The sequence below is a fragment of the Candidatus Poriferisocius sp. genome, assembly GCF_965202595.1.
In the GTDB taxonomy this organism is placed as follows: domain Bacteria; phylum Actinomycetota; class Acidimicrobiia; order Acidimicrobiales; family Bin134; genus Poriferisocius.
In genome coordinates this window covers 601,376-621,473 of the sequence record NZ_OZ241836.1, presented here as the reverse complement: position 1 = coordinate 621,473, position 20,098 = coordinate 601,376, and the positions used below count along the sequence as shown (strand labels likewise).

At 63.7% G+C, this 20,098-nt stretch carries 15 protein-coding genes and 1 tRNA gene; 10 read left to right on the top strand and 6 right to left on the bottom strand.

Annotated features, from left to right (window positions below; translation table 11 throughout):
- Window positions 1-22: 22 nt before the first annotated feature.
- A complete protein-coding gene (locus ACOGXC_RS03210; protein WP_419919277.1) occupies window positions 23-799 on the bottom strand; it encodes an ABC transporter ATP-binding protein in 777 nt (258 codons plus the stop codon).
- Window positions 800-884: 85 nt separating this feature from the next.
- The gene (locus ACOGXC_RS03205; protein ID WP_419919276.1) at window positions 885-2,978 is read right to left on the bottom strand and encodes an ABC transporter substrate-binding protein; all 2,094 of its coding nucleotides are present in this window, start codon (window positions 2,976-2,978) and stop codon (window positions 885-887) included.
- Window positions 2,979-3,159: 181 nt separating this feature from the next.
- On the opposite strand from ACOGXC_RS03205, the gene ACOGXC_RS03200 reads away from it, so the two are divergent.
- Window positions 3,160-4,644: a sulfatase-like hydrolase/transferase gene (locus ACOGXC_RS03200; RefSeq protein ID WP_419919275.1), complete on the top strand. Its 1,485-nt coding sequence runs from the start codon at window positions 3,160-3,162 to the stop codon at window positions 4,642-4,644.
- 78 nt (window positions 4,645-4,722) lie between these two features.
- Here ACOGXC_RS03200 and ACOGXC_RS03195 read toward each other — a convergent pair whose 3' ends face one another.
- Entirely contained in the window at window positions 4,723-7,068 is a 2,346-nt protein-coding gene (locus ACOGXC_RS03195) for an arylsulfatase (protein WP_419919274.1), read from the bottom strand.
- Between the two features lie 69 nt (window positions 7,069-7,137).
- On the opposite strand from ACOGXC_RS03195, the gene ACOGXC_RS03190 reads away from it, so the two are divergent.
- A complete protein-coding gene (locus ACOGXC_RS03190; RefSeq protein WP_419919273.1) occupies window positions 7,138-8,130 on the top strand; it encodes a TauD/TfdA dioxygenase family protein in 993 nt (330 codons plus the stop codon).
- Between the two features lie 7 nt (window positions 8,131-8,137).
- Window positions 8,138-9,157 (top strand): NADP-dependent oxidoreductase, encoded by a 1,020-nt coding sequence (locus ACOGXC_RS03185; protein ID WP_419919272.1) that lies wholly within the window; start codon window positions 8,138-8,140, stop codon window positions 9,155-9,157.
- Between the two features lie 33 nt (window positions 9,158-9,190).
- Here ACOGXC_RS03185 and ACOGXC_RS03180 read toward each other — a convergent pair whose 3' ends face one another.
- Window positions 9,191-9,889: a tetratricopeptide repeat protein gene (locus tag ACOGXC_RS03180; protein ID WP_419919271.1), complete on the bottom strand. Its 699-nt coding sequence runs from the start codon at window positions 9,887-9,889 to the stop codon at window positions 9,191-9,193.
- A gap of 120 nt (window positions 9,890-10,009) precedes the next feature.
- Between ACOGXC_RS03180 and ACOGXC_RS03175 the strand changes: the two genes are divergently transcribed.
- The 5 genes from ACOGXC_RS03175 to ACOGXC_RS03155 all read left to right on the top strand — a co-directional run bounded on the left by ACOGXC_RS03175 (window position 10,010) and on the right by ACOGXC_RS03155 (window position 13,821).
- Window positions 10,010-11,056 carry a phosphotransferase family protein gene (locus ACOGXC_RS03175; RefSeq protein WP_419919270.1) on the top strand — a complete coding sequence of 349 codons (1,047 nt, stop codon included), beginning with the start codon at window positions 10,010-10,012 and terminating at the stop codon, window positions 11,054-11,056.
- Between the two features lie 55 nt (window positions 11,057-11,111).
- Window positions 11,112-11,981, top strand: coding sequence for a proteasome assembly chaperone family protein (locus tag ACOGXC_RS03170; RefSeq protein ID WP_419919269.1), 870 nt, complete (start codon window positions 11,112-11,114; stop codon window positions 11,979-11,981).
- A gap of 92 nt (window positions 11,982-12,073) precedes the next feature.
- On the top strand, window positions 12,074-13,126 hold the full coding sequence (locus tag ACOGXC_RS03165; protein WP_419919268.1) for a TIGR03617 family F420-dependent LLM class oxidoreductase: 1,053 nt from the start codon (window positions 12,074-12,076) through the stop codon (window positions 13,124-13,126).
- A 201-nt stretch (window positions 13,127-13,327) separates the two neighbouring features.
- Window positions 13,328-13,615, top strand: a complete 288-nt coding sequence (locus ACOGXC_RS03160) for a type II toxin-antitoxin system prevent-host-death family antitoxin (protein WP_419919267.1) — start codon at window positions 13,328-13,330, stop codon at window positions 13,613-13,615.
- Window positions 13,612-13,821 carry a PIN domain-containing protein gene (locus ACOGXC_RS03155; RefSeq protein WP_419919266.1) on the top strand — a complete coding sequence of 70 codons (210 nt, stop codon included), beginning with the start codon at window positions 13,612-13,614 and terminating at the stop codon, window positions 13,819-13,821. The genes ACOGXC_RS03160 and ACOGXC_RS03155 overlap by 4 nt, the downstream gene beginning before the upstream one ends.
- Window positions 13,822-13,834: 13 nt before the next feature.
- On the opposite strand, the gene leuS is transcribed toward ACOGXC_RS03155, so the two are convergent.
- Window positions 13,835-16,306 (bottom strand): leucine--tRNA ligase, encoded by a 2,472-nt coding sequence (leuS, locus tag ACOGXC_RS03150; RefSeq protein WP_419919265.1) that lies wholly within the window; start codon window positions 16,304-16,306, stop codon window positions 13,835-13,837.
- A gap of 179 nt (window positions 16,307-16,485) precedes the next feature.
- Between leuS and ACOGXC_RS03145 the strand changes: the two genes are divergently transcribed.
- Together ACOGXC_RS03145 and ACOGXC_RS03140 are read left to right on the top strand one after the other, a co-directional pair.
- Window positions 16,486-16,559, top strand: a tRNA-Ala gene (locus ACOGXC_RS03145).
- A gap of 76 nt (window positions 16,560-16,635) precedes the next feature.
- Window positions 16,636-17,346, top strand: coding sequence for an RDD family protein (locus ACOGXC_RS03140; RefSeq protein ID WP_419919264.1), 711 nt, complete (start codon window positions 16,636-16,638; stop codon window positions 17,344-17,346).
- Between the two features lie 110 nt (window positions 17,347-17,456).
- On the opposite strand, the gene ACOGXC_RS03135 is transcribed toward ACOGXC_RS03140, so the two are convergent.
- Complete coding sequence (locus ACOGXC_RS03135; RefSeq protein ID WP_419919263.1) at window positions 17,457-20,048, bottom strand: glycoside hydrolase family 3 protein; 2,592 nt, start codon at window positions 20,046-20,048, stop codon at window positions 17,457-17,459.
- Window positions 20,049-20,098 lie beyond the last annotated feature (50 nt).

Genomic DNA, 20,098 nt, shown 5'->3' with positions numbered 1-20,098 from the left:
GGCTTCTCGAGGCTCGTCAACCTCAGACGATCTCACCGCGCAATTCCTCCCAAATCCTGTGCTCCGTCTCCCGGAATACAGGGTCGAAACGAAGTTCGTCGATCACCCTGGGCCGGGGTATGTCCACAATGGTGTCCGACTTGATGCGCCCGGGCCGGGCGGTCATGACCAGAACCCGATCGGCCAAAAGCACGGCCTCCTCCAGATCGTGGGTGACGAATATAACCGTTCTGGGGGTCTCATACCACAGTTCCAGGAACTCTGCTTGTACCGTGAGACGGGTCTGGGCATCCAGAGCACCAAAAGGTTCGTCCATCAACCACAGGTCGGGGTCGATGGCCAGCGTCCGGGCGATGGCAACCCGCTGACGCATGCCCTGGCTCAACTGGGAAGGGTAGGAGTTGGCAAATCCTTCCAGGCGTAGCTTGCCCAGAAGTTCCATGGCTCTCCTTCGCCGTTCAGCCTTGGGGACTCCCCGAAACTCCAGACCCAACTCCACGTTTCTGCGGGCTGTTCGCCACGGGCTGAGACCCGATCTAGCCAGCATGTAGCCAATGTCCCGGCTGGGGCCGTCCACCACCTCGCCGTGACGCATAACCGAACCCTTGGTTGGCCCGATCAGCCCGGCCAACATGTTCAAGATGGTAGTCTTGCCGCAGCCACTTGGCCCCACCACGGAAATGAATTGGCCGGCCGGGATGGCAAGATGAATGTCCTGCACAGCCAGCACCGGCTCTTCCTTGGGGTGCCCCCCCCCAAAGATAAGCGACACGTCTTTCAACTCGACCGCTGGAGTCATAACCCTGGAACCTTAAACAACCGTTCGGGTAGTGCGACCCGGCCGTTCACTCAAACCTGGGGAACCCAATCCTGAGAAGTCACGGTTATGGCGAAACCGCGAAATCGTCGAAGTCCTGCGGCTCCTCGAGAATGCCGCGGCCAACAGCGTAGTCCACGTTGTTCTGAAGCCGCGCCGGCTGGAGCGCCCCGTTCAACGAGAAGCTGCCGATGTTATTGGCGTACACAACCTCAGCAACCGCCTGCTCCAGGTTGAGGAAGCTGCCCATCAGCTCGTACACCTCTTGCCGGTTGGCCGGATTACGCATCCAGTCCATTGCCTGGCGCACGGATTGGGCATATATGGCCACCGTGTTGGGGTTGTTGTCAAAGAACTCGCGAGAGGTGGTGTTCACCGCCGAAGGCCAATCGAGTTCCACCGGACCCTGGCCGGACCGCAGAGCGAACGGCGAGTAACCGATCTCGTCCACCACGGCTTGGCTCAGTCCGGGCTCGAAGGTAATGGCCCAATCCACCTCGCCCGATACCAGCGCAGCCAGCGTGGTACCCGACAAGCCGGTGGCGATGTAGGTTGCGTCGTCGGGATCAAGACCGGCGGAGTCGTAGAGCTGCCGGGCGATCTGCTCCGCAGCCGCTCCACGCGCCACCACCCCAACAGTGGTGCCATCGAGGGCGGCCATGGTGCACTCCCAGTCGCCCTGCTCGCAATCGATCGGCCCGAAGCTCTCGCTGATGATTATGTCGAAGAAGTGCTTGTCCTGTATCTGCTGGAACATCACCACGTCGAAATCGGCGTTGCGGATTCCCAGCATGTTGTCAGGCGTGTTGATGGAGAACTGAACCTCGCCGGCCACCAGGGCGGCCGCGTTGGCCGGACCGGAAGGACACTGCACGAACTCTCCGGTAACGCCACGCTCGGAGAGGAACCCCTTCTCCACCGCAATGTGCACGGTGAGGCCATTGAACGAAGGAGCCTGGCAGATGCGTACCCGATCGGTCTCGGGCTCCAGCGCAGCGGGCAGGATGACATCTATGCCCGGCCCAACCGCGAACTCACCGAACTCCTGGGCCTCCTGGAGGATCCCCCGACCCACCGCGTATTTGACGTTGTTACCGAGACGCACGGGATCCAGTTCACCGGTGATGGTCAACGAACCCACGTTGTTGTCGAAGACCACCTGCGCCACCTCGGGGTCGAGCCCCAGATGGGCATCCAGCTCCTTCATCACCTCGTCACGATTGGCCGGATCGCGCATCCATTCCATCGCTTCCACCATCGCCGCCCGGTAGTGGAGGATGGTGTTGGGGTTTTCCTTCCAGTAGGAGCGGGCCGTGTTCAAGATGGCCGAAGGCCAATCCAACTCCACGGGACCGTCCCCGGCCCGCAACCGGAACGGGGCATAGCCGATGTCATCTATCTCGGCGGTGCTCAAGCCGGGCTCGAAAGTGATGGCCCAGTCCACCTCGTCGGAAGCCAACGCAGCCAGGGTGGTGCCCGACAAACCGGTGGCAATGTAGGTGGAATCATCCGGGTCGAACCCTGCCGATTCCAGCAACTGCCGGGCGATCTGCTCCGCAGCCGCGCCCCTGGCAACCACTCCCACCCGGGAACCGTTCAGCGCCGCCATGGCACACTCCCAGTCACCCTGCGGGCAATCAATCGGGCCGAAATTGTTGCTCACCACGATGTCGAAGAAGTGCCGGTCAACAATTTGGGCGAACATCACCACATCAAAATCGGCGTTGCGGATTCCCAGCATGTTGTCGGGAGTGTTCAGCGCCACGTCCACCTGGCCGGAAATCAAAGCCGCGGCTTGTGCCGGACCCGAAAGGCAGGAAACGAATTCGCCCTGGATTCCCCTATCGGCCAAGAATCCCCTGTTCACGATGACCTTGGCATAGAGCTGGGTGAACGATGGGGCATCACAGATCGTCACCACCGAGTCCTCGGGTGGCCCAATCTCGGTGACCACCGCAGCTTCCTCCGCCCCGGATGCGGTACCGCCATCCTGCCCCTCCTCGGTTGAACCGGAGGAGCCATCTGCGGGTTCAGCCGAAGGCGTTTCCTCCGCCGAGCTCTCTCCCGCACCCGAGTCGTCGTCGTTGCCACAAGCGGTGGTAAGCAGTGCCAACGCCAACAAAATGGCCAGCAGCGAAAAAAGCCGGGAAAAGTGTCGCATTGATCCCCCTCAAGTTGATGTGGCCGTGCAGTCCACAAAGCCGGTAGTTCAGCACGAACTCGCCGGAACCGCAAAACCGACTTGGGCCGGCACCGCTAAAGTCCAGGCAATGCCCCAAATCAACCGGCCCAACCCAGTCCAGGCAATGCCCCAAATCAGCCAGCCCAACCCAGTCCAGGCAATGCCAGATGTCAACCGGCCCAACATCTTGTTGCTGGTATCGGATCAGGAGCGCCAGCGCGACTGGCTACCACCAGGGCTGTCCCTACCCGCCAGGCAGAGTTTGTTGAGCCGCTCACTGGAGTTCCGCCGCCACTACACCCACACCTCACCGTGCTCCCCGTCCCGAGCCACCCTGTTCACCGGGCTGCACATGGACGCTCACGGGGTGACCGAAAACTCCAGCTATCCCAGCAACACCCAACTCTCCACCCGGATACCCACACTGGGTACCCGCTTGCGGGAGGCCGGATACCGCACCGCATACAAGGGCAAGTGGCACCTCCAGGCAACCGCCGAACCCGACATGGAGGCCTACGGTTTCTCCGATTGGGTTGGCAACGATATGGCCTTCTGGGGGTTGCCCGGCAGCGGGACGGAATTCGACGAACCCATTGCCGCTGATGCGGCCGGGTGGTTGAGAAACCAGCGTTCGGCCTCACAACCGTGGTTCTTGACCGTAGGCCTGGTCAACCCGCACGACATCATGTGGTTCCCGCTGGATCAGCCCTGGTTCTGGAACCGGGAGCCCGAATACGTGGCCGAGAGCCGCGCCCGGCTGGATCGGCGCAAGTGGGGTCGGGCCACCAACCTGCCCGCTTTTGGTCACGAGATCGAGCGGTGGTTCACAGAGCTGCCCGAGAACTTCGACGACGATCTGCACACCAAGCCCGAGGTGCACCGGAGATGGATGCTGGAGATGGAACGCAACAGCCGCCCAGGGCGGATGGATCCCGATGACCACGATTCCTGGCTACGCCAACTGGACTATTACGTGAAACTCCACCAACTCAGCGACCAGAGCCTGGCCATGATCCTCGACGCCATGGACGACATCAACCAGTGGGACCGCACCGTTGTGGTGTTCACCTCCGACCACGGGGATCAGTGCGGATCCCACGGGTTACGGTCCAAGGGGCCGTGGAACTACGAGGAGACCCTGCGTATCCCTCTGTACATCTCGGCACCGGGCCGGACCACTTCAGCAAGCACCACCGAGGCCCTCAGTTGCCATACCGATCTGGCCGTAACCATCCTGGAGCTTGCGGGCGTTGATGCCAGCGACTTGCCCGGGCGGAGCCTGCTCCCCCTGTTCGGAAATCAGGAGGCCAAGATCCGGGACTACGTCCTGTTCGCTCAGCGATGGCCATGGTACATGGGGGTGGAGAAGGTGCGGTACGCATCCAGCGGGGTGTTCGACGGCCATAACAAGTACTGCCGCTACTACGGCATCGGCGGTGGTGTCAGCAACCTCGGGGTGTCATTGGGCGATTCGATGCTGTTCGGACCCGGAGCCAGTTTCGAGGATCACGAACATGAGTGGTACGACCACGATGACGACCCCCACGAGCTCGTGAACCTGGCGAACGATCGCAGCCGTCGGGTGGAGGTGCGCGAGCGTTTCCAGCTCCTGAAGGAGTTGGAGGCAGCCGAATACGGGAACTGATCCATCCCAGAGGCAGCCGAATACGGGAACTGATCCATCCCCAAACCGGCCGAACACGGGAACCAGGATTGCCGGCTGCTACTCCAGTGCCATGCCCACTTCTCGGAACTCGGCCAGGCGCACATCATCGGTGTCGGGGGCGGGAGGGCCGGGGGTGTAGGTCACAACATCCAGAGTGCCCGAGTACGGGAAGGCACCGTGGCGTTCAAAGAGCGGCCACGACACCGGGGATCGGCGGTTGATCCCGACATCGATGCCCTGCCAGGGCAAGAAGCCGTACATCTGCGGGATGTTCAATAGCGATGCCCCGAATTGCCCGTCAATGTGTATCTCGACATTCCAGATGCGCCCGCCCGGTGCCTTCACGTCCACAACTATCCGGTTGCACTCCCCCGCCAACTTTACGGGTTCCACCACCAGATAGCGGCCTGCGCTGTTCACCTCAAAATGCAAGGCGTTGTTCTCGACAAAAAGAACGTATCCCGAAGCCTGGCTTCCGTGAGCCACCAGCACCCCCTGATCACCGGGGCGGTGATGCAGATCCACCGTGATGGTGAAGTTGCCACCGGCGATGATACGAGACGACCTCACCCGCTCCACGGTGGGCGACCCCGGCAGGATTCGCAGTTCACGGGTCAGCTTTTCGTGACCGGGTGGCTTCAGCGTTCTGAACAGCCCGGCATGATCGTCGAGAGGAAACACCCGGTTGCGCCAGGCGGCTTCCTCCCAACCCGCAACCATCTCGGCCAGCTTCTCGGGCTCGGTACCGGCCAGATCGAAACGCTCGTTGAAGTCGTCCTCCAGGTTGAACAGCTCCCAGCGATCGGAGCTGAACGGGGTCAAGAACTCGTGGAAAGCGGCCACCGACCATCCCTGGCGGTAAAAGCCCCGATGTCCGATGCATTCGACGTATTGCTCGTGGTGGTGCGAGGGTGCGCCCGCATCGTTCAGCGAGTCGGCGAACGAAGCACCGTTCAGATCCAGGGACTCCTGCCCGTTGCGTTGAGTGGGTACTTCCAGGCCCAGCATCTCGGCCAGGGTGGGCAGGATATCGGTAATGTGGGTGTACTGGTGGCGCAGTTGCCCACCAACCGCCGCGGTGCGAGCCGGCCACGAGACAACCAGCGGAACCGAGTGGCCCCCTCTGTGGGCGGTGATCTTGTACAGCCGGAACGGTGTGTTGCAGGCCATGGCCCAGCCCCTGGGATAGTGGGGCCAGGTGGTGGGGCCGCCTATCTCTCCGGCCTCCAACGCCTCGAGCTCGAATCGATCCACCTCGGGAGAGGGTTTGGCTCCGGTGCCACTGTGGGTGAAATAGGAGGTGCTGCCCTGGGCCCGCCCCTCGCGTGACGCGCCGTTGTCGCTGGTGAAGATGAAGATGGTGTTGTCGAGCTGACCCAAAGCTTCCAGTTCCGCGGTGATGCGAGCCACGCTCTCGTCAATGGTCTCCACCATGGCCGCGTAAACCTCCATGTAGCGGGCCATCACCCGGCGATCCGGTTCGGGATAGGTGTCCCAGGCGCGCACATCCTCGTTGGGCTCGCTGTTGCGAGGAGGCAACTCGGCATCGGGAGGGACAATCCCCAGCTCTTTCTGGCGGGCCAGCCTCTCCTCACGGAGTTGGTCCCAGCCCCTGTCGTAGTTGCCTCGATGCCTGGCTATGTCCGCTGCCTTGGCTTGCAGCGGGGCATGAACCGCTCCGTGGGCGTAATACAGGAAGAACGGTTTGTCCGGGTCGGCGGTCTTCACCTCACGGATCATGCGGCAGGCCCGGTCGGTGAGATCGTCGGTCAGGTAGTAACCCTCGGGATAGGTGTCCACATGAACCGGGTTGTTGCCCTCGAAGAGCTGGTGAGGGAAATGGAAGTCGGTCAGGGCCTCCAAAAAGCCGTAGAACTGCTCGAAACCTCGCTGGAGCGGCCACGAGTGGGTATCCCCGGCAACAGTGAGGTCGGCCTCCCGGCAAAGGTGCCACTTGCCCACCGCCATGGTGGCGTAACCGCCGGCGTTCAACATCTCAGCCAGGCTGGACTGGTTGCGAGGCAACTCGCTGGCATAGCCGGGAAAGCCCGGATCGGTATTGGCGGTGAACCCCATGCCTGCGGCGTGGGCATTGAGTCCGGTCAGCAGCGCCGCTCTGGTCGGCGAACAGAGCGGCGTCACATGAAAGTTGGTGTACCGCAATCCGCTGCCGGCCAGTTGGTCAATGGCCGGCGTGGGTATTTCGGAGCCGTAGCAACCTATATCGGAGTAACCCAGATCGTCGGCCAGCACGATGACGATGTTGGGAGCATCCGGCGCGGGGGTCGGGCGTGGAGGCCACCACGGTTCCGAAGTGGAAACAACTCGCCCGATCCTGCCCCCGAACCCCGGGTAGTGATCATTTTGGCGCTCATCCTGCATGGCCCCTCCTCGGGTTTCCATGCCGTTCCTACTATCACAACCTGCCTCGGGGTGCTCATCCTGCATGGCCCGCCCCATTAAGGGGTGCCGGTGAGCGCAGCGCTTGGATCCAAACCGCCGGAGCAAGGCCCGGCGTGGTTGAATTGGGCGGTGACTTTGGAGGTGACACCCATCTCGCCGGTGCTGGGAGGGGTGGTGCACCACGTCGATCTGTCGGTACCGCCCGACCAGGACACCGCTTCTGCGCTTCGGAGGGCCTGGCACCAGTTCGGGGTGTTGTTCTTTCGGAACCAGCGGGTCACCGACGAGCAGTTGCCGGCAGCGGCATCGGTGTTCGGCGAACCGGTCGAGTTCCGTTTCTCCCCCCCGGTTCGCGACGACCTGCCCCTGGTTCACGTGATCCACGAGGAAGGTGCCCGCCCGGGGGCAGGTGTGGCCATCTGGCACAGCGATGCCACATGGATGGCTCAACCCCCCATCGGCACCATGCTTGCGGCTGCTCGCCTACCCGGCAAAGGGGGCGACACCTGCTTCGCTCACGCGGGGGCCGCTTACGACAACCTCTCGACGCCCCTGAGGGGGTTGGCCGAACGGTTGACAGCCGTTCACGAGGGGGGAGGGCATCTGGCCCGCAGCGCGGCCATGGTCGAACAGGAGATGCCGGATCGACCCATCTCGCACCCCGTGGTGCGCACCCATCCCGCCAGCGGCCGCCGATGCCTTTTCGTCAACCGGCTCTTCACCACCCGCATCAACGAATTGAGCGAGGAGGAGAGCCGGATCGTGCTGGGCCTGCTCTGCGACCAGGTCCGAGCCCCCGAAGTTCAGATCCGCTGGCAGTGGCAGCCCGGCGACGTGGCTGTCTGGGACAACCGCTGCCTCCAACACTATGCCGTGCAGGACTACTCATCCGCCCGCACCATGCACCGTGTGACCCTCGCCGGGGAAGTCGTGCACGGCCCCTCCGCCCGCACCATGCACCGTGTGACCCTCGCCGGGGAGGTCGTGCACGGCCCCTCCGCCCGCACCATGCACCGTGTGACCCTCGCCGGGGAGGTCGTGCACGGCCCCGGGGACTGCTGAATCCACCGTGGCCAACAGGCGGTGGATATTGAGAACCCGCCCGGAGGGGGATATCTCCGAGGGCGATCTGGAGTTGATCGAGGTGGCAATACCCGATCTGGATGAGGGCGAGATCCTGGTGCGGAACATTTACCTGTCGGTGGACCCCACCAACCGCATCTGGATGAGCGACATTGATGCCTACATGCCTCCGGTTGAGGTGGGTGAACCCATGCGGGGACGTACCTGGGGCACCGTGATCAAGTCACGCCATGAGGGTTTCCGAGCCGGCGATGTGGTCACCGGCGGGCTGATCTGGGAGGAATACTCCGTACTGCGTCACGCCGAAGCGGTGCCCATGAACCTCGGTCTGCCCCTGGAAGCGTTCACCAGCGTGCTGGGTCCTGCCGGGATGACGGCCTTCTGGGGCCTTTCGGATATCGGCAAACCCCGACCGGGCGAGACGCTGGTGGTGTCGGCGGCCGCTGGTGCCACCGGCTCGGTGGCGGGCCAGATAGGCAAGATCATGGGTTGCCGGGTTGTGGGAGTGGCCGGCGGTTCGCTCAAGTGCGGTTACGTGACCGAGCAGTTGGGTTTCGATGCCTGCGTGGACCATCGGGCCGGCAACCTGGAGGAACAGTTGCGGCAGGCTTGCCCCGAAGGCATCGACGTGGACTTTGAAAATGTCGGTGGTGATGTCATGGACGCGGTTTTGGGGATGGTGAACAACCACGCCCGAGTCGTGCTTTGCGGGCTCATATCCACCTACAACCGCGAGGGTGATTGGTGGTCGCCCCGGCGGTTCCGCAATCTCTTGTTCCGGCGCGTGAGCATGCAGGGCCTCATCATCACCGACTACTTCCCCCGCTTCGCCGAGGCGCTGCCGGTGATGGCCGACTGGGTGGGCCAGGGGCGTATTTCCTACAGGGTGGATGTGGTGGAAGGAATCACCAATGCGCCCCGAGCCCTGGCCCGGATCTTCGACGGCAACAACATGGGCAAGCAACTTGTCAAGCTCTCACCAGCCCCATCAGACATCCAGCCATAAACGAAGGGACATGAACGAGGACACTGCTACTCATCAGTAGATCTGAGCGGTTAGGCGCCGCCGGTAGGATGCGGTACGGGGGTCATCGGTGCCCATTACCTCCAGCAGATCCACGAACTCCTGGCGGGCGGCGGGGTCGACCCCGACCTGGGTGAGTAGGGCCTCCAGCCGGTTTTCGATGTCGCCATCGCCGCCACTGGTGCGGGCCCGCGCCACCACCCGGCGAACCTCCGCCGTCTCGGGAATCCGTCCCAGCAGCTCCAGGGCCTCGTCTGAACGATTCTGATCCACCAGCAGGCCGGCCAGAGCCACCACGGCCCCGGCATGGTCGGCATCCAACTCCAGGGCGCGCCGCAGGGAGGCTTCGTCACCTGCGGCCACCAGCGCCTCCACCTCGCTCTCCAACTCTGTGGGCAGCAGCTTCTGCACGAACTCGGTAACCGCAGTCTCGCCCTGGGCCCCCACGAAACCGTCCACCACCTTGCCATCCCGCAGGGCGTACACCGCGGGGATGCCCTGCACCTGGAAAGCCTGGGCGGTTTGAGGATTCTCATCCACGTTTACCTTGGCCAACTCCACCGCACCGCCGGTGGCAGCAACAACCCGCTCCAGAATCGGCCCCAGCGTCCTGCATGGCCCGCACCACGGGGCCCACAGATCCACCACCACCGGTACGGTGTGCGATCTTTCCACCACTGCGGTGGCAAACTCAGCGTCGGTCACATCTGCCATGGTTGGCCTCTCATCTGGGAACAAAGAACCATCACGGGCAGCCTCTCATCGGGGAACAAGGAACCATCACGGGCAGCCTCTCATCGGGTCATATCTCATCAAGCCATTGGGAAAGCTAGCGTGGCTTTTTGCATGGGCCACATCCGAGGCATCCGGTACGACACGGTTAGCGCGTGGTTCGACAACCACGTGGCCGGTGTCACCCTGCCTCTGAGGTTCGAGCTGATCGCCGGGGGGCACTCCAACCTCACTTTCAAGGTCACCGGAGCCGACGGCCAAACCTATGTGCTGCGCCGGCCCCCGCTGCACCAGGTGCTGTCCACCGCCCACGACATGAGCCGGGAGCACAACATCATCGCCGCTCTGGCCGGCACCGATGTTCCGGTACCTCGAACTTACGGGCTGTGCCTGGACGAGGCGGTGAACGAGCGCCCCTTCTACGTCATGGACTTCGTGAAGGGACGGGTAGTGCGCAATCGCAACGAGGCCGCCGGGTTCACCCCGGAGCTGTGCCGGGCCGCCTCCCACTCGGTGGTCGATACCCTGGCTCGCATCCACGCGGTGGACGTGGACCAAGTGGGGCTAGGAGATCTGGGCCCCAAGGAGGGCTACATCTCCCGCCAGCTCCGGCGCTGGCTCGGCCAGTTCGAGAAGTCCAGGACCAGGGAGCGACCCGAGATTCGAGCCGTCCACGACCATCTGGTAGACCGCATTCCCGAGCAGGGGGCGGCCGGTATCGTGCACGGCGACTACCGGCTGGACAACTGCATCCTGAGCGATGAGGGGCGGATACTGGCCGTGCTGGACTGGGAACTTTGCACCCTGGGCGACCGCAACGCCGACGTGGCCCAGCTACTGGTGTACTGGGCCGAGGCCGGCGACGATGATTTCGCCCTGGACAACCCGCCCACCACGGCCCCCGGATTCGCCGGCCGGGCCGAGATGCTGGACCGCTACCGGGAGGCATCGGGTCGGAGCCTCGACGACATCGACTTTTATATCGCTTTCGCCTACTGGAAGCTGGCCTGCATCCTTGAGGGCGTGTACAGCAGGTACATGAACGGTGCCATGGGTGACAAGGCCCCCCCTCAGGGAGCCGAGAGCTTCGCCGCCCGGGTGGATGCCCTCACCCGGATGGCCTGCACCGCCACGGAGCGAGCGGTATGAACGACGAACTGGCCCGGCAAGCAGGCCCAACCGGAACACTTACGGAGCGAGCGCCATGAACGACGAGCTGATCACCATCTACCGGGAACCCGACGTGGTTGAGCCCGTGCTGGTGATCACCCTGGATGGGTGGGTGGATGCCGGGTACGGGGTGCGCGACGCCACCGAAATCATGATGGGGGAGGATGATTGCCCGCTGGTGGCCAATTTCAACACCGATATGCTGCTGGACTACCGGGCCCGCCGCCCGACGATGACCGTGAGGGACGGTCGCATCGACGACATCAGTTGGCCGACCATAACCCTGCGGGTGGTCCGCGATCTCGACCGGCGAGGGTTCCTGATGCTCAACGGCCCCGAACCCGACTTCCGCTGGCGGGAGTTCTGCGACACCATCGACGACCTGATGCAACACCTGGGCGTGACCCGGGCTGTGACCCTGGGAGCGTACCCCGCGGCGGTGCCCCACACTCGCCCGGTACGGCTGTCGGCCACCGGCACCGCCCCCGACCTCGTGGAACGGTTCGGCACCCCCCGGGGACACCTGGAAGTGCCGGCGGGGATCAGTGCGGCGCTGGCCAAGAAGTTCGAGATCGCCGGCATCGAATCGGTGACGGTGTGGGCCCAGGTGCCCCACTATGTGGCCGGTTCACCGTTCCCGGCTGCGGGGGCCGCCCTGTTCCAGGGGCTGCGTGCCGTGGCCGACCTGCGATTCGATCCGGCGCCGCTGATTGCCGAAGGATTGGAGGTGTCCCGGAAGCTGGATGCCATGATCGCCCAGAACGCCAACCACCAGCGGCTGATCAGCCGCCTGGAGAGTATGTTCGACGCCAGCATGGAAACCCAGGAGACGGAGATCCCCAGCGGGGACGAGTTGGCCGCGGAACTGGAGCGCTTCTTGCGCGACCAGGACGAATCCCAGTGATCGTAACGACGATGCCGGAGAACCCCGAAAGGATGAACAGATGAAGCTGGACGGCGGTAGACGATGCCGGAGAACCCCGAAAGGATGAACAGATGAAGCTGGACGGCGGTATGGGAATGCACTCCGCAGATGGCAGGGTAACCGCGTCGATGGATAAGGCCGCCGCCGATGCTGCCGCCCTGGAAGCCGCCGGATACAGCGGGGCCTGGACCGCAGAGCTGGCCCACGACCCGTTCCTTCCATTGGTGCTGGCCGCGGAGCGCACCGAAACGATTGATCTGGGAACCGCCATAGCGGTGGCGTTCGCCCGCAACCCCATGACGCTGGCCAACACCGGCTGGGATCTTCAGGCTTGGTCCCGGGGCCGGTTCATCCTGGGCCTGGGCTCCCAGATCAGACCCCACATAACCAAGCGGTTCTCCATGCCCTGGTCCCGGCCCGCCGCCCGCATGAGCGAGATGGTCGCGGCAATACGGGCCATCTGGGCGGCATGGGAGACCGGGGAGCGCCTGTCGTTCAGGGGCGAGTTCTACCAGCACACGTTGATGACCCCCATGTTCAGCCCCGGCCCCAACCCGTTCGGACCGCCGCCGATATTTCTGGCTGCGGTGGGTGACCGCATGACCGAGGTGGCCGGCGAGTCGGCCGACGGCTGGATCAGCCACGCCTTCACCACCCCGGACTATCTGAGGGAGGTGTCGCTGCCGGCGCTGGATCGGGGGGCGATCCGGGCCGGGCGGGATCCGAGGTCCATCCAGGTGTCGATTCCCCTGTTCATCGTGACCGGCACCACCGAGGAGGAGATGGCGGCCAGCGCAGCCGCCACCCGGCGCCAGCTCTCGTTCTACGGATCCACCCCCGCTTACCGGCCGGTGCTGGAACACCACGGTTGGGGCGAGGCCCAGGAGGAACTGAACCGCATGTCCAAGCAGGGCCAGTGGGTCGAGATGGCCGAGGTGATCGACGACGAGATGCTTCGCACGTTCGCAGTGGTGGCCGAGCCCGACCACCTGGCCGAGGCGGTGGCCGCCAGTCACCGGGGGCTGATCGACCGCCTGACGTTCGGCCAGGGTATCCGCCCCGACGGACCATGGCCGGAGGTAAGAGAAGCGCTCCGTGCCATCCCCGGACGATCACCTGAGTAGCGAAGCAGCCCGCAACCACGGTTGGCCACCGGAACCACAGATATGGACGACTTCCCCATTCCGGCTGGCATCCGGTGTCGATAGACCAGGCAAGATTAATAGTCTAGAAAATTAATGGCCTAGACCAGCATAGACTATATTTTAAGGATTCTGGATTCGAGGATTCATGGAGAAACGTCCCATTCATGGAGAAGTGTCATAGTGGTACAGCATTCGACTGATTCGCATGGGATTTGGACCGTAGCGGATGCCAAGGCGCGGTTGTCGCAAGTGCTGCGCCGCGCCGAGGAGGAGGGACCGCAGCGCATCGGTACCAGAAAGACATTCGTGGTTGTCCCCGAACATGTTTGGGAGGCACGAGCTCCCTCATCGGTACCTCTGGGTCAATGGCTCGTCAAGAGCATGCCGAGGGGATACAACCTCGAGCTCCCCGATCGTGGTTCGGACCGCGAAATCCCATTCTCCTACTGCGACGATGAGGGGTTGTGAGCGGGATCCTTCTGGATACCAACGTAATCTCTGAGTCGGCCCGCCCAGAGCCTGATGCAAAAGTGCTCACCTTCCTCGCTTCGAAGGAAGATCTGTGGCTCTCGGTGGTAGTTATCCATGAGTTGGAATACGGTGTGCGGGTGCTTCCCCCTGGCCGTCGCCGGGATCGGATTGCGGTTGCGGTCAGGTCGCTGGTAGCGCAGTGATCAACCCCTGGAGCTAGACCACCACGTTCACCAGCTTGGGGGGGCGGGTGATGATCCGGCGGGGCTCGGCACCGTCTAGGTGTTGCTGCACCCTCGCCGATGCCAGGGCCAGCGCCTCGGCTTCGGCCTCGGAGATGTCGGCCCCCACTTCCAGGCGGTCGCGCACCTTGCCGTTCACCTGCACGATCATCGTCACCGTGCCCAGCACCAGCTTGGCCTCATCGGCCACCGGCCAGCACTCCCCGTGGATGTTGCCCCCCCGCCGCATCTCCCACAGCTCCGCGCAAATGTGGGGCACCATGGGGGCCATCACCAGCAGCAGGGTGTCTACCGCCACCGCCAGCGTGTCATGGTGGGGACCGTCGTCGGACTGGATGTAGCGGTACAGCTCGTTGGTGAACTCCATGCAACCGGCCACTGCGGTGTTGTAGGACCAGCGGTCGAACTCGTCGGTTATGCGGTGGACGAGTCGGTGAGTGGCGGCATCAACCGCACGGTCGGCGGCACCGGTCGGCCCGGAGCGAGCCGGGTTGGCCCTCTCCGCGGTGCCGGCCGCCAGCCGCCACAACCGGCCGAGGAAGCGAGCGCAGCCCTCGAGACCGAAGTCCTCCCAGTCAACATCCTCGGCGGGGGGTTTGACCTGGAGGATGGCCAGCCGCAGCGCGTCGGCCCCGTGAACGTCGATGATGTCCTCGGGGGCCACCAGGTTGCCCCGAGACTTGGACATCTTGCCTCCCCCCATCCGCACCATCCCCTGGGTGAACAGCCGCTGGAAGGGCTCCTTCAGCCCCGCGGGGGCCACGCCCAGATCCGACAGTGCCCGGGTGAAGAACCGGGCGTACATCAGGTGCAAGATGGCGTGCTCCACCCCACCGATGTACTGCTCCACCGGCAACCACCTCTCCACCGCCTCCGGGCCGAAGGGCAGCTCCTGATTGGTGGGGTCGGCAAAGCGCAGGAAGTACCAGGAGGAGTCCACGAAGGTGTCCATGGTGTCGGTCTCCCGCAGGGCCGGGCCGCCACAACCGGGACACTCGGTGTGCAGGAAGCCGGCGTTGTCCACCAGCGGGGAACGCCCGGTGGGCATGAAGGCCACATCGTCGGGTAGCAACACCGGGAGTTGCTCGGTGGGCACCGGTTGGGTACCGCACTGGTGGCAGTAGACGATGGGTATCGGACACCCCCAGTAGCGCTGGCGGGACAGCAGCCAGTCGCGCAGGCGGTAGTTCACCTTGCGCCGACCGATGCCCCGATCCTCCAGCCAGTTGATGGCCGCGGCCTTGGCCTCCGACATCCACAGGCCATCCAGCCACTGGCTGTTTATGGCCGGCCCATCACCGGTGTAGGCCTCGCCGTCGAAGCCATCGGGAGGTTGGACGGTGCGGATAATGGGTAGGTCGTGGGCCCGGGCGAACTCCCAGTCGCGCTGATCCTCCCCGGGTACGGCCATGATCGCCCCGGTGCCGTAGGTGGTGAGCACGTAGTCGGCCAGAAACAGCGGGATGGGCCGGCCGGTGAACGGGTTGATCACCCTGGTGCCGGTGTCCACCCCTCGCTTGCCGGCCGAACCGGCCACCGACAAGCGCTCGATCTCGCTGCGTTCGGCCACCGCGGCCACGAACGCCTCCACCTCGCCCCGGCAATGGTCGGTCACCAGCTCCGTCACCCGCGGATGTTCGGGGGACATGACCGCGAACGTCATGCCGAAGCTGGTGTCGGGCCGGGTGGTGAACACCGCGATACCGTCAACGTCGTCACGGGGGCGGCCGTCGCCATCGGCGATGGGCAGGGTGAACTCCACCCCCTCGGATCGGCCGATCCAGTTGCGCTGCATGGTCTTGACCCGGTTGGGCCAGTCCAGGCCGTCCAAACCGGCCAGTAGATCCTCGGCGTAGGCGGTGATGCGATAGAACCACTGCTCCAGCTCCTGCTGCTGGGCCCGGTCGCCGGAGCGCTCGCAGGTGCCGTCGGCCAGCACCTGCTCGTTGGCCAGAACCGTCTGGCAGCCGGGACACCAATTCACCGGGGCGGTGGCCCGGTACACCAGACCGGCCTCGTAGAACTTCAGGAAGATCCACTGGGTGAAGCGGATGTAGTCGGGATCGTGGCTGCTCAGGGTCCGCCGCCAGTCATAAACAGCCCCTATGCGGCGGAGCGAGGCCGACAGCGTCTCGATGTTGGCATCGGTGTGGATCCGGGGATGGGTGCCAGTCCTGATGGCGGCGTTCTCGGCGGGTAGGCCGAAACTGTCGAATCCGATGGGCGACAGCACACCATCGCCGCCCATGGTGCGGTAGCGGACCAGCAGGTCCCCGAAGGTGTAGTTGCGAACATGGCCGATGTGGGCCGGACCGCTGGGATACGGGTACATGGACAGCACGTAGTAGGGGGGCCGGGGGTCATCGTTGTCGATCTCGTAGGTCGCGTCGTCGATCCAGCGCTGCTGCCACTTGGGCTCGATGATCGCCGGGGCGTAGCCGTCCATGGTCGCTCAATCTACCCAGGCCGGGATTGCGGTCAGCAACCGTCGTCCCGGCTTGGATATCTGGTGTGGGCCTTCATACCGATGAGGAAACGGCGGTATTTTCGAGCCATCGCACTCAACCGGCTTGGATATCTGGTGTGGGCCTTCATACCGATGGCTGGTAGAGTGCCCATTCCTACGGGGCTGTAGCTCAGTTGGCTAGAGCGCTTGCATGGCATGCAAGAGGTCGTGGGTTCGAGTCCCATCAGCTCCACAACCGGCCATAAGGGTCAACACCGCCGAGACCGCCACCGGTTCCGCACCAGCAGCAACGGGTATATTACTCACCCATGAACACTTCGGCATGGGAAAACGATCCCACCGGTCGCCACCAGTACCGCTGGTGGGACGGAGAGCAATGGACCGACCAGGTTGCCGACGACGGGGTGCAAAAGGTTGATCCTCTCAGCCATTCCGAGGCGAAGCTCCCCCGGACTGGGCATCAACACCCACCATCTGCCCCCAGCCTTACCCACGGCCCGCCTGGCGGGGAGCTGAGTGCTGGCTCCAGTTCGGTCCCGCCCGACCCATTGTCCATGCTGGCATCAAGGTGGCGCAGAGTGTCCGCTGAACTTATCGTAATAGTAATTGAAGTTACCCTTAGTTTATTGTTAGAGATATTAAGTGTCATTCCTATACTGATCTGGTCCTTGATCGTTTTTTCGAGAGGCCAAAGCCCTGGAAAGCAACTACTCAAAATGAGGGTTGTCCGGTTGGATAACCATCGGTCTGCCACCTGGGGATTGATGGCTTTGCGCCACCTTGTCTTGAAAATGGAAGTTGTATTTGTACTAAATTTCATCGAAATGTCAGATGATTATGAAGAATTGTCATCTACTGACATAGCTGTATTTGCTATATTGGTATTTCTGAGTTTATGGGCCCTGGCCAATTTCATAGTTTTTCTATCCACCGAAAATAAACAAGCAATTTGGGACAAGATGCTGAATACTGTGGTGATCAGTGACCCTGACGGCATATTCGACCCCCGGCGGCGCTAACCAAAGCAGCAAAAAAGCCCCACGCTGTCCCAGAAGGGGCCAGGCACACCTAGAACCAGGTCGGCTCAAGAAAGGGCCAGATATACCTCGGTGGAGTGGACCAGATCGGCTCAAGAAAGGGCCAGATATACCTCGGTGGAGTGGACCAGATCGGCACTGGAGCGGGCCGTCCATACGGTGTAGGTACCGGGATCGACGTACCACCCCGGATCGGTACGGCTCGGGGCTGCCCCCGCGGGAACCGGGCCTGCGGCGGAGAGTGCGGCCCTGGACTCGGTGCCGGGGTCGTAATAGGCAAAGGCCCGGCGATCCAGCACGATGGCGGCGGTGGCGTGCTCACCCGGTTCCAGGTGGACCTTGGCGAACCCCTTGAGCTCCCTCACCGGGCGGTGGAGCAGCGACGGGGGCGGCTCGACGTACACCTGCACAACGTCGCTGCCCGGCCGGTCGCCGACATTGACAACGTCAACCTCCACGGTTACGGGATCGACCATACCGGTGTCACTCACGGTTACGGGATCGACCATACCGGTGTCACTCACGGTTACGGGATCGACCATACCGGTGTCACCCCCTCCCGATACTCTCGGCTTTGACCATTCGAAGGAGGTATAGGACATGCCGTGCCCGAAGGGTACCGCCGGATCAATGGCCCGGGCATCGAACCAGCGGTGGCCGATGTAGAGTCCCTCCCCGTAGCGCACGGCCCCGCTCTCACCGGGATAGTTGAGATAAGCCGGACTGTGCTCGTAGCGGGCCGGCACAGTCATCGGCATGCGACCACCGGGATCGGCCCGACCGAACAACACATCGGCCACCGCGTACCCCATCTCCTGGCCCCCGAAACCAGTAATCAGCACCCCGGCCACCTCGCCGATCCAATCCAGGTTGCAGGCCCCGCCGGTGTTGACCACCACAACGGTGGCCGGGTTGGCCTCCGCCACCTGCCGGATCAACTCGGGCTGATCCCCGGGCAGATCGAAGCCGCCCCGGTCACGCCCCTCGGTCTCCCAATCGGCGTTCGTGCCCACCACGACCACCGCAACATCGGCCGCGGCCGCCACTTCGACCGCCTCGGCTACAAGATCACGCTCCCCCTGCGCCTTCAGACCCACCCGGACCCCGCACAGCATCACACTCTCCCGGCTCGAGTACTCGATGTCGATGGCTACTTCCCGGCCGGCGGTTAGCTGCACCATCGTGGACACGACTTGCGAACCCATTCCGAAGAAGTCATCACCCCGGCCGTGGTCCCCCTCGGTGGCATCCAGCACCACCTTGGCGTCGAGCAATACCCGGCAGCGCCCGAGCTGCACCAACCCCAGGCTGTACTCACCGGTTTCCTCCGGTACCAGCACCCCCGAGGCCCGCACCGAGAACGCCTCGGGATCCACTCCCGGCCCGGGCGTGCCGAAGAACACCAGTTCGGCCGCCGCCGCCCGGCTGGTGTGCACCACCGGGCCCGACCAGTCGTGGCCGTTGAAATATTCCAAGCGAAGCTCTCCTCTCAGCGTCGGAGCCGCCAGGGGAACCAGCGAGCGCTCGATGTCACAGCCCTGGGCGTAACGGATATCAAGATGGCCGAACTCTTCTTCCAGCGCTTGCAGCAGGCTCACCCGGCGATACGACTGGACGGTGGCCGACCCTCCACCCATGATCTGAGCCTTGCGAGCATTGGGACCGATCACCGCCAAGGATCCCAATCTGCCGGCGTCCAGCGGCAGCACCCCGTCGTTGGTCACCATAACCGTTCCGGCCCCGGCCGCTCGCCGGATGAGCTCCCGATCCCCGGGCCTATCCAGCAGGCGCTCCTGACCGGGTACGCACCCGTCATCGCCATTGAAGGCCCCGGTGCGTTCCAGCAGCCGGAGCACATCCCCAGCGATACGATCCAGATGGTCCCCGTCCATCTCCCCCGACTCCAGGGCCTCGCCGATCGGCCCGAACCCGTACCACTGGCCCGGTCCGGGCATCTCCAGGCTCAGACCGGCTCGTGCCGATGCCGCCGTGGACCGGACCGCGAACCAGTCGGAGATCACGAAACCGTCGAAACCCCACTCCTCCCGCAATACCCGGGTGAGCAACCATTCGTTCTCCGAGCAAAAGACCCCGTTCAGCCGGTTGTAGGCGCTCATTATTCCCCACGACCCGCCGTCGATCACCGCATGCTCGAACGGCACCATGTAAAGCTCCCTCAAAGTGCGCTCGTCAACCTGGGAATCGATGGTGTTGCGCTCGAATTCGGAATCGTTGGCCACGAAATGCTTGGGGGTGGTGGCCACACCCCGCGACTGCACCCCGCGTACGTAGGCAGCGGCCAGCCGCCCGGACAGGATGGGATCCTCGCCGTAGCACTCGAAGTTGCGCCCTCCCAGCGGGTTCCGATGCAGATTGATGGTGGGAGCCAGCAGCACCCGGCATCCCTTGGTTCTGGCCTCGTCGCCCACCAAACCGCCGATCTGCTCAACCAGATCGGGATCCCATGTCGCCCCCAGCACCACCCCGGAGGGGACGCACGCCGTCGGGGTGCCGGTACCCAGGAGCCCACCACCCCGAGCACCATTGGGACCATCGGTAACCCCGATCCCCGGAATCCCCGCCCGTTCAAATTTTTTGGTGGTCCAGGTCCCGTCACCGGCGACCAGATCGGCCTTCTCCTGGATACTCAGCACCGCCAAGCGGGCCTTGATCGATTCGGACATGATTCTAGCGTTCCATATCGGATTGCCCGGTTCGCATCCCCACCGCAGTG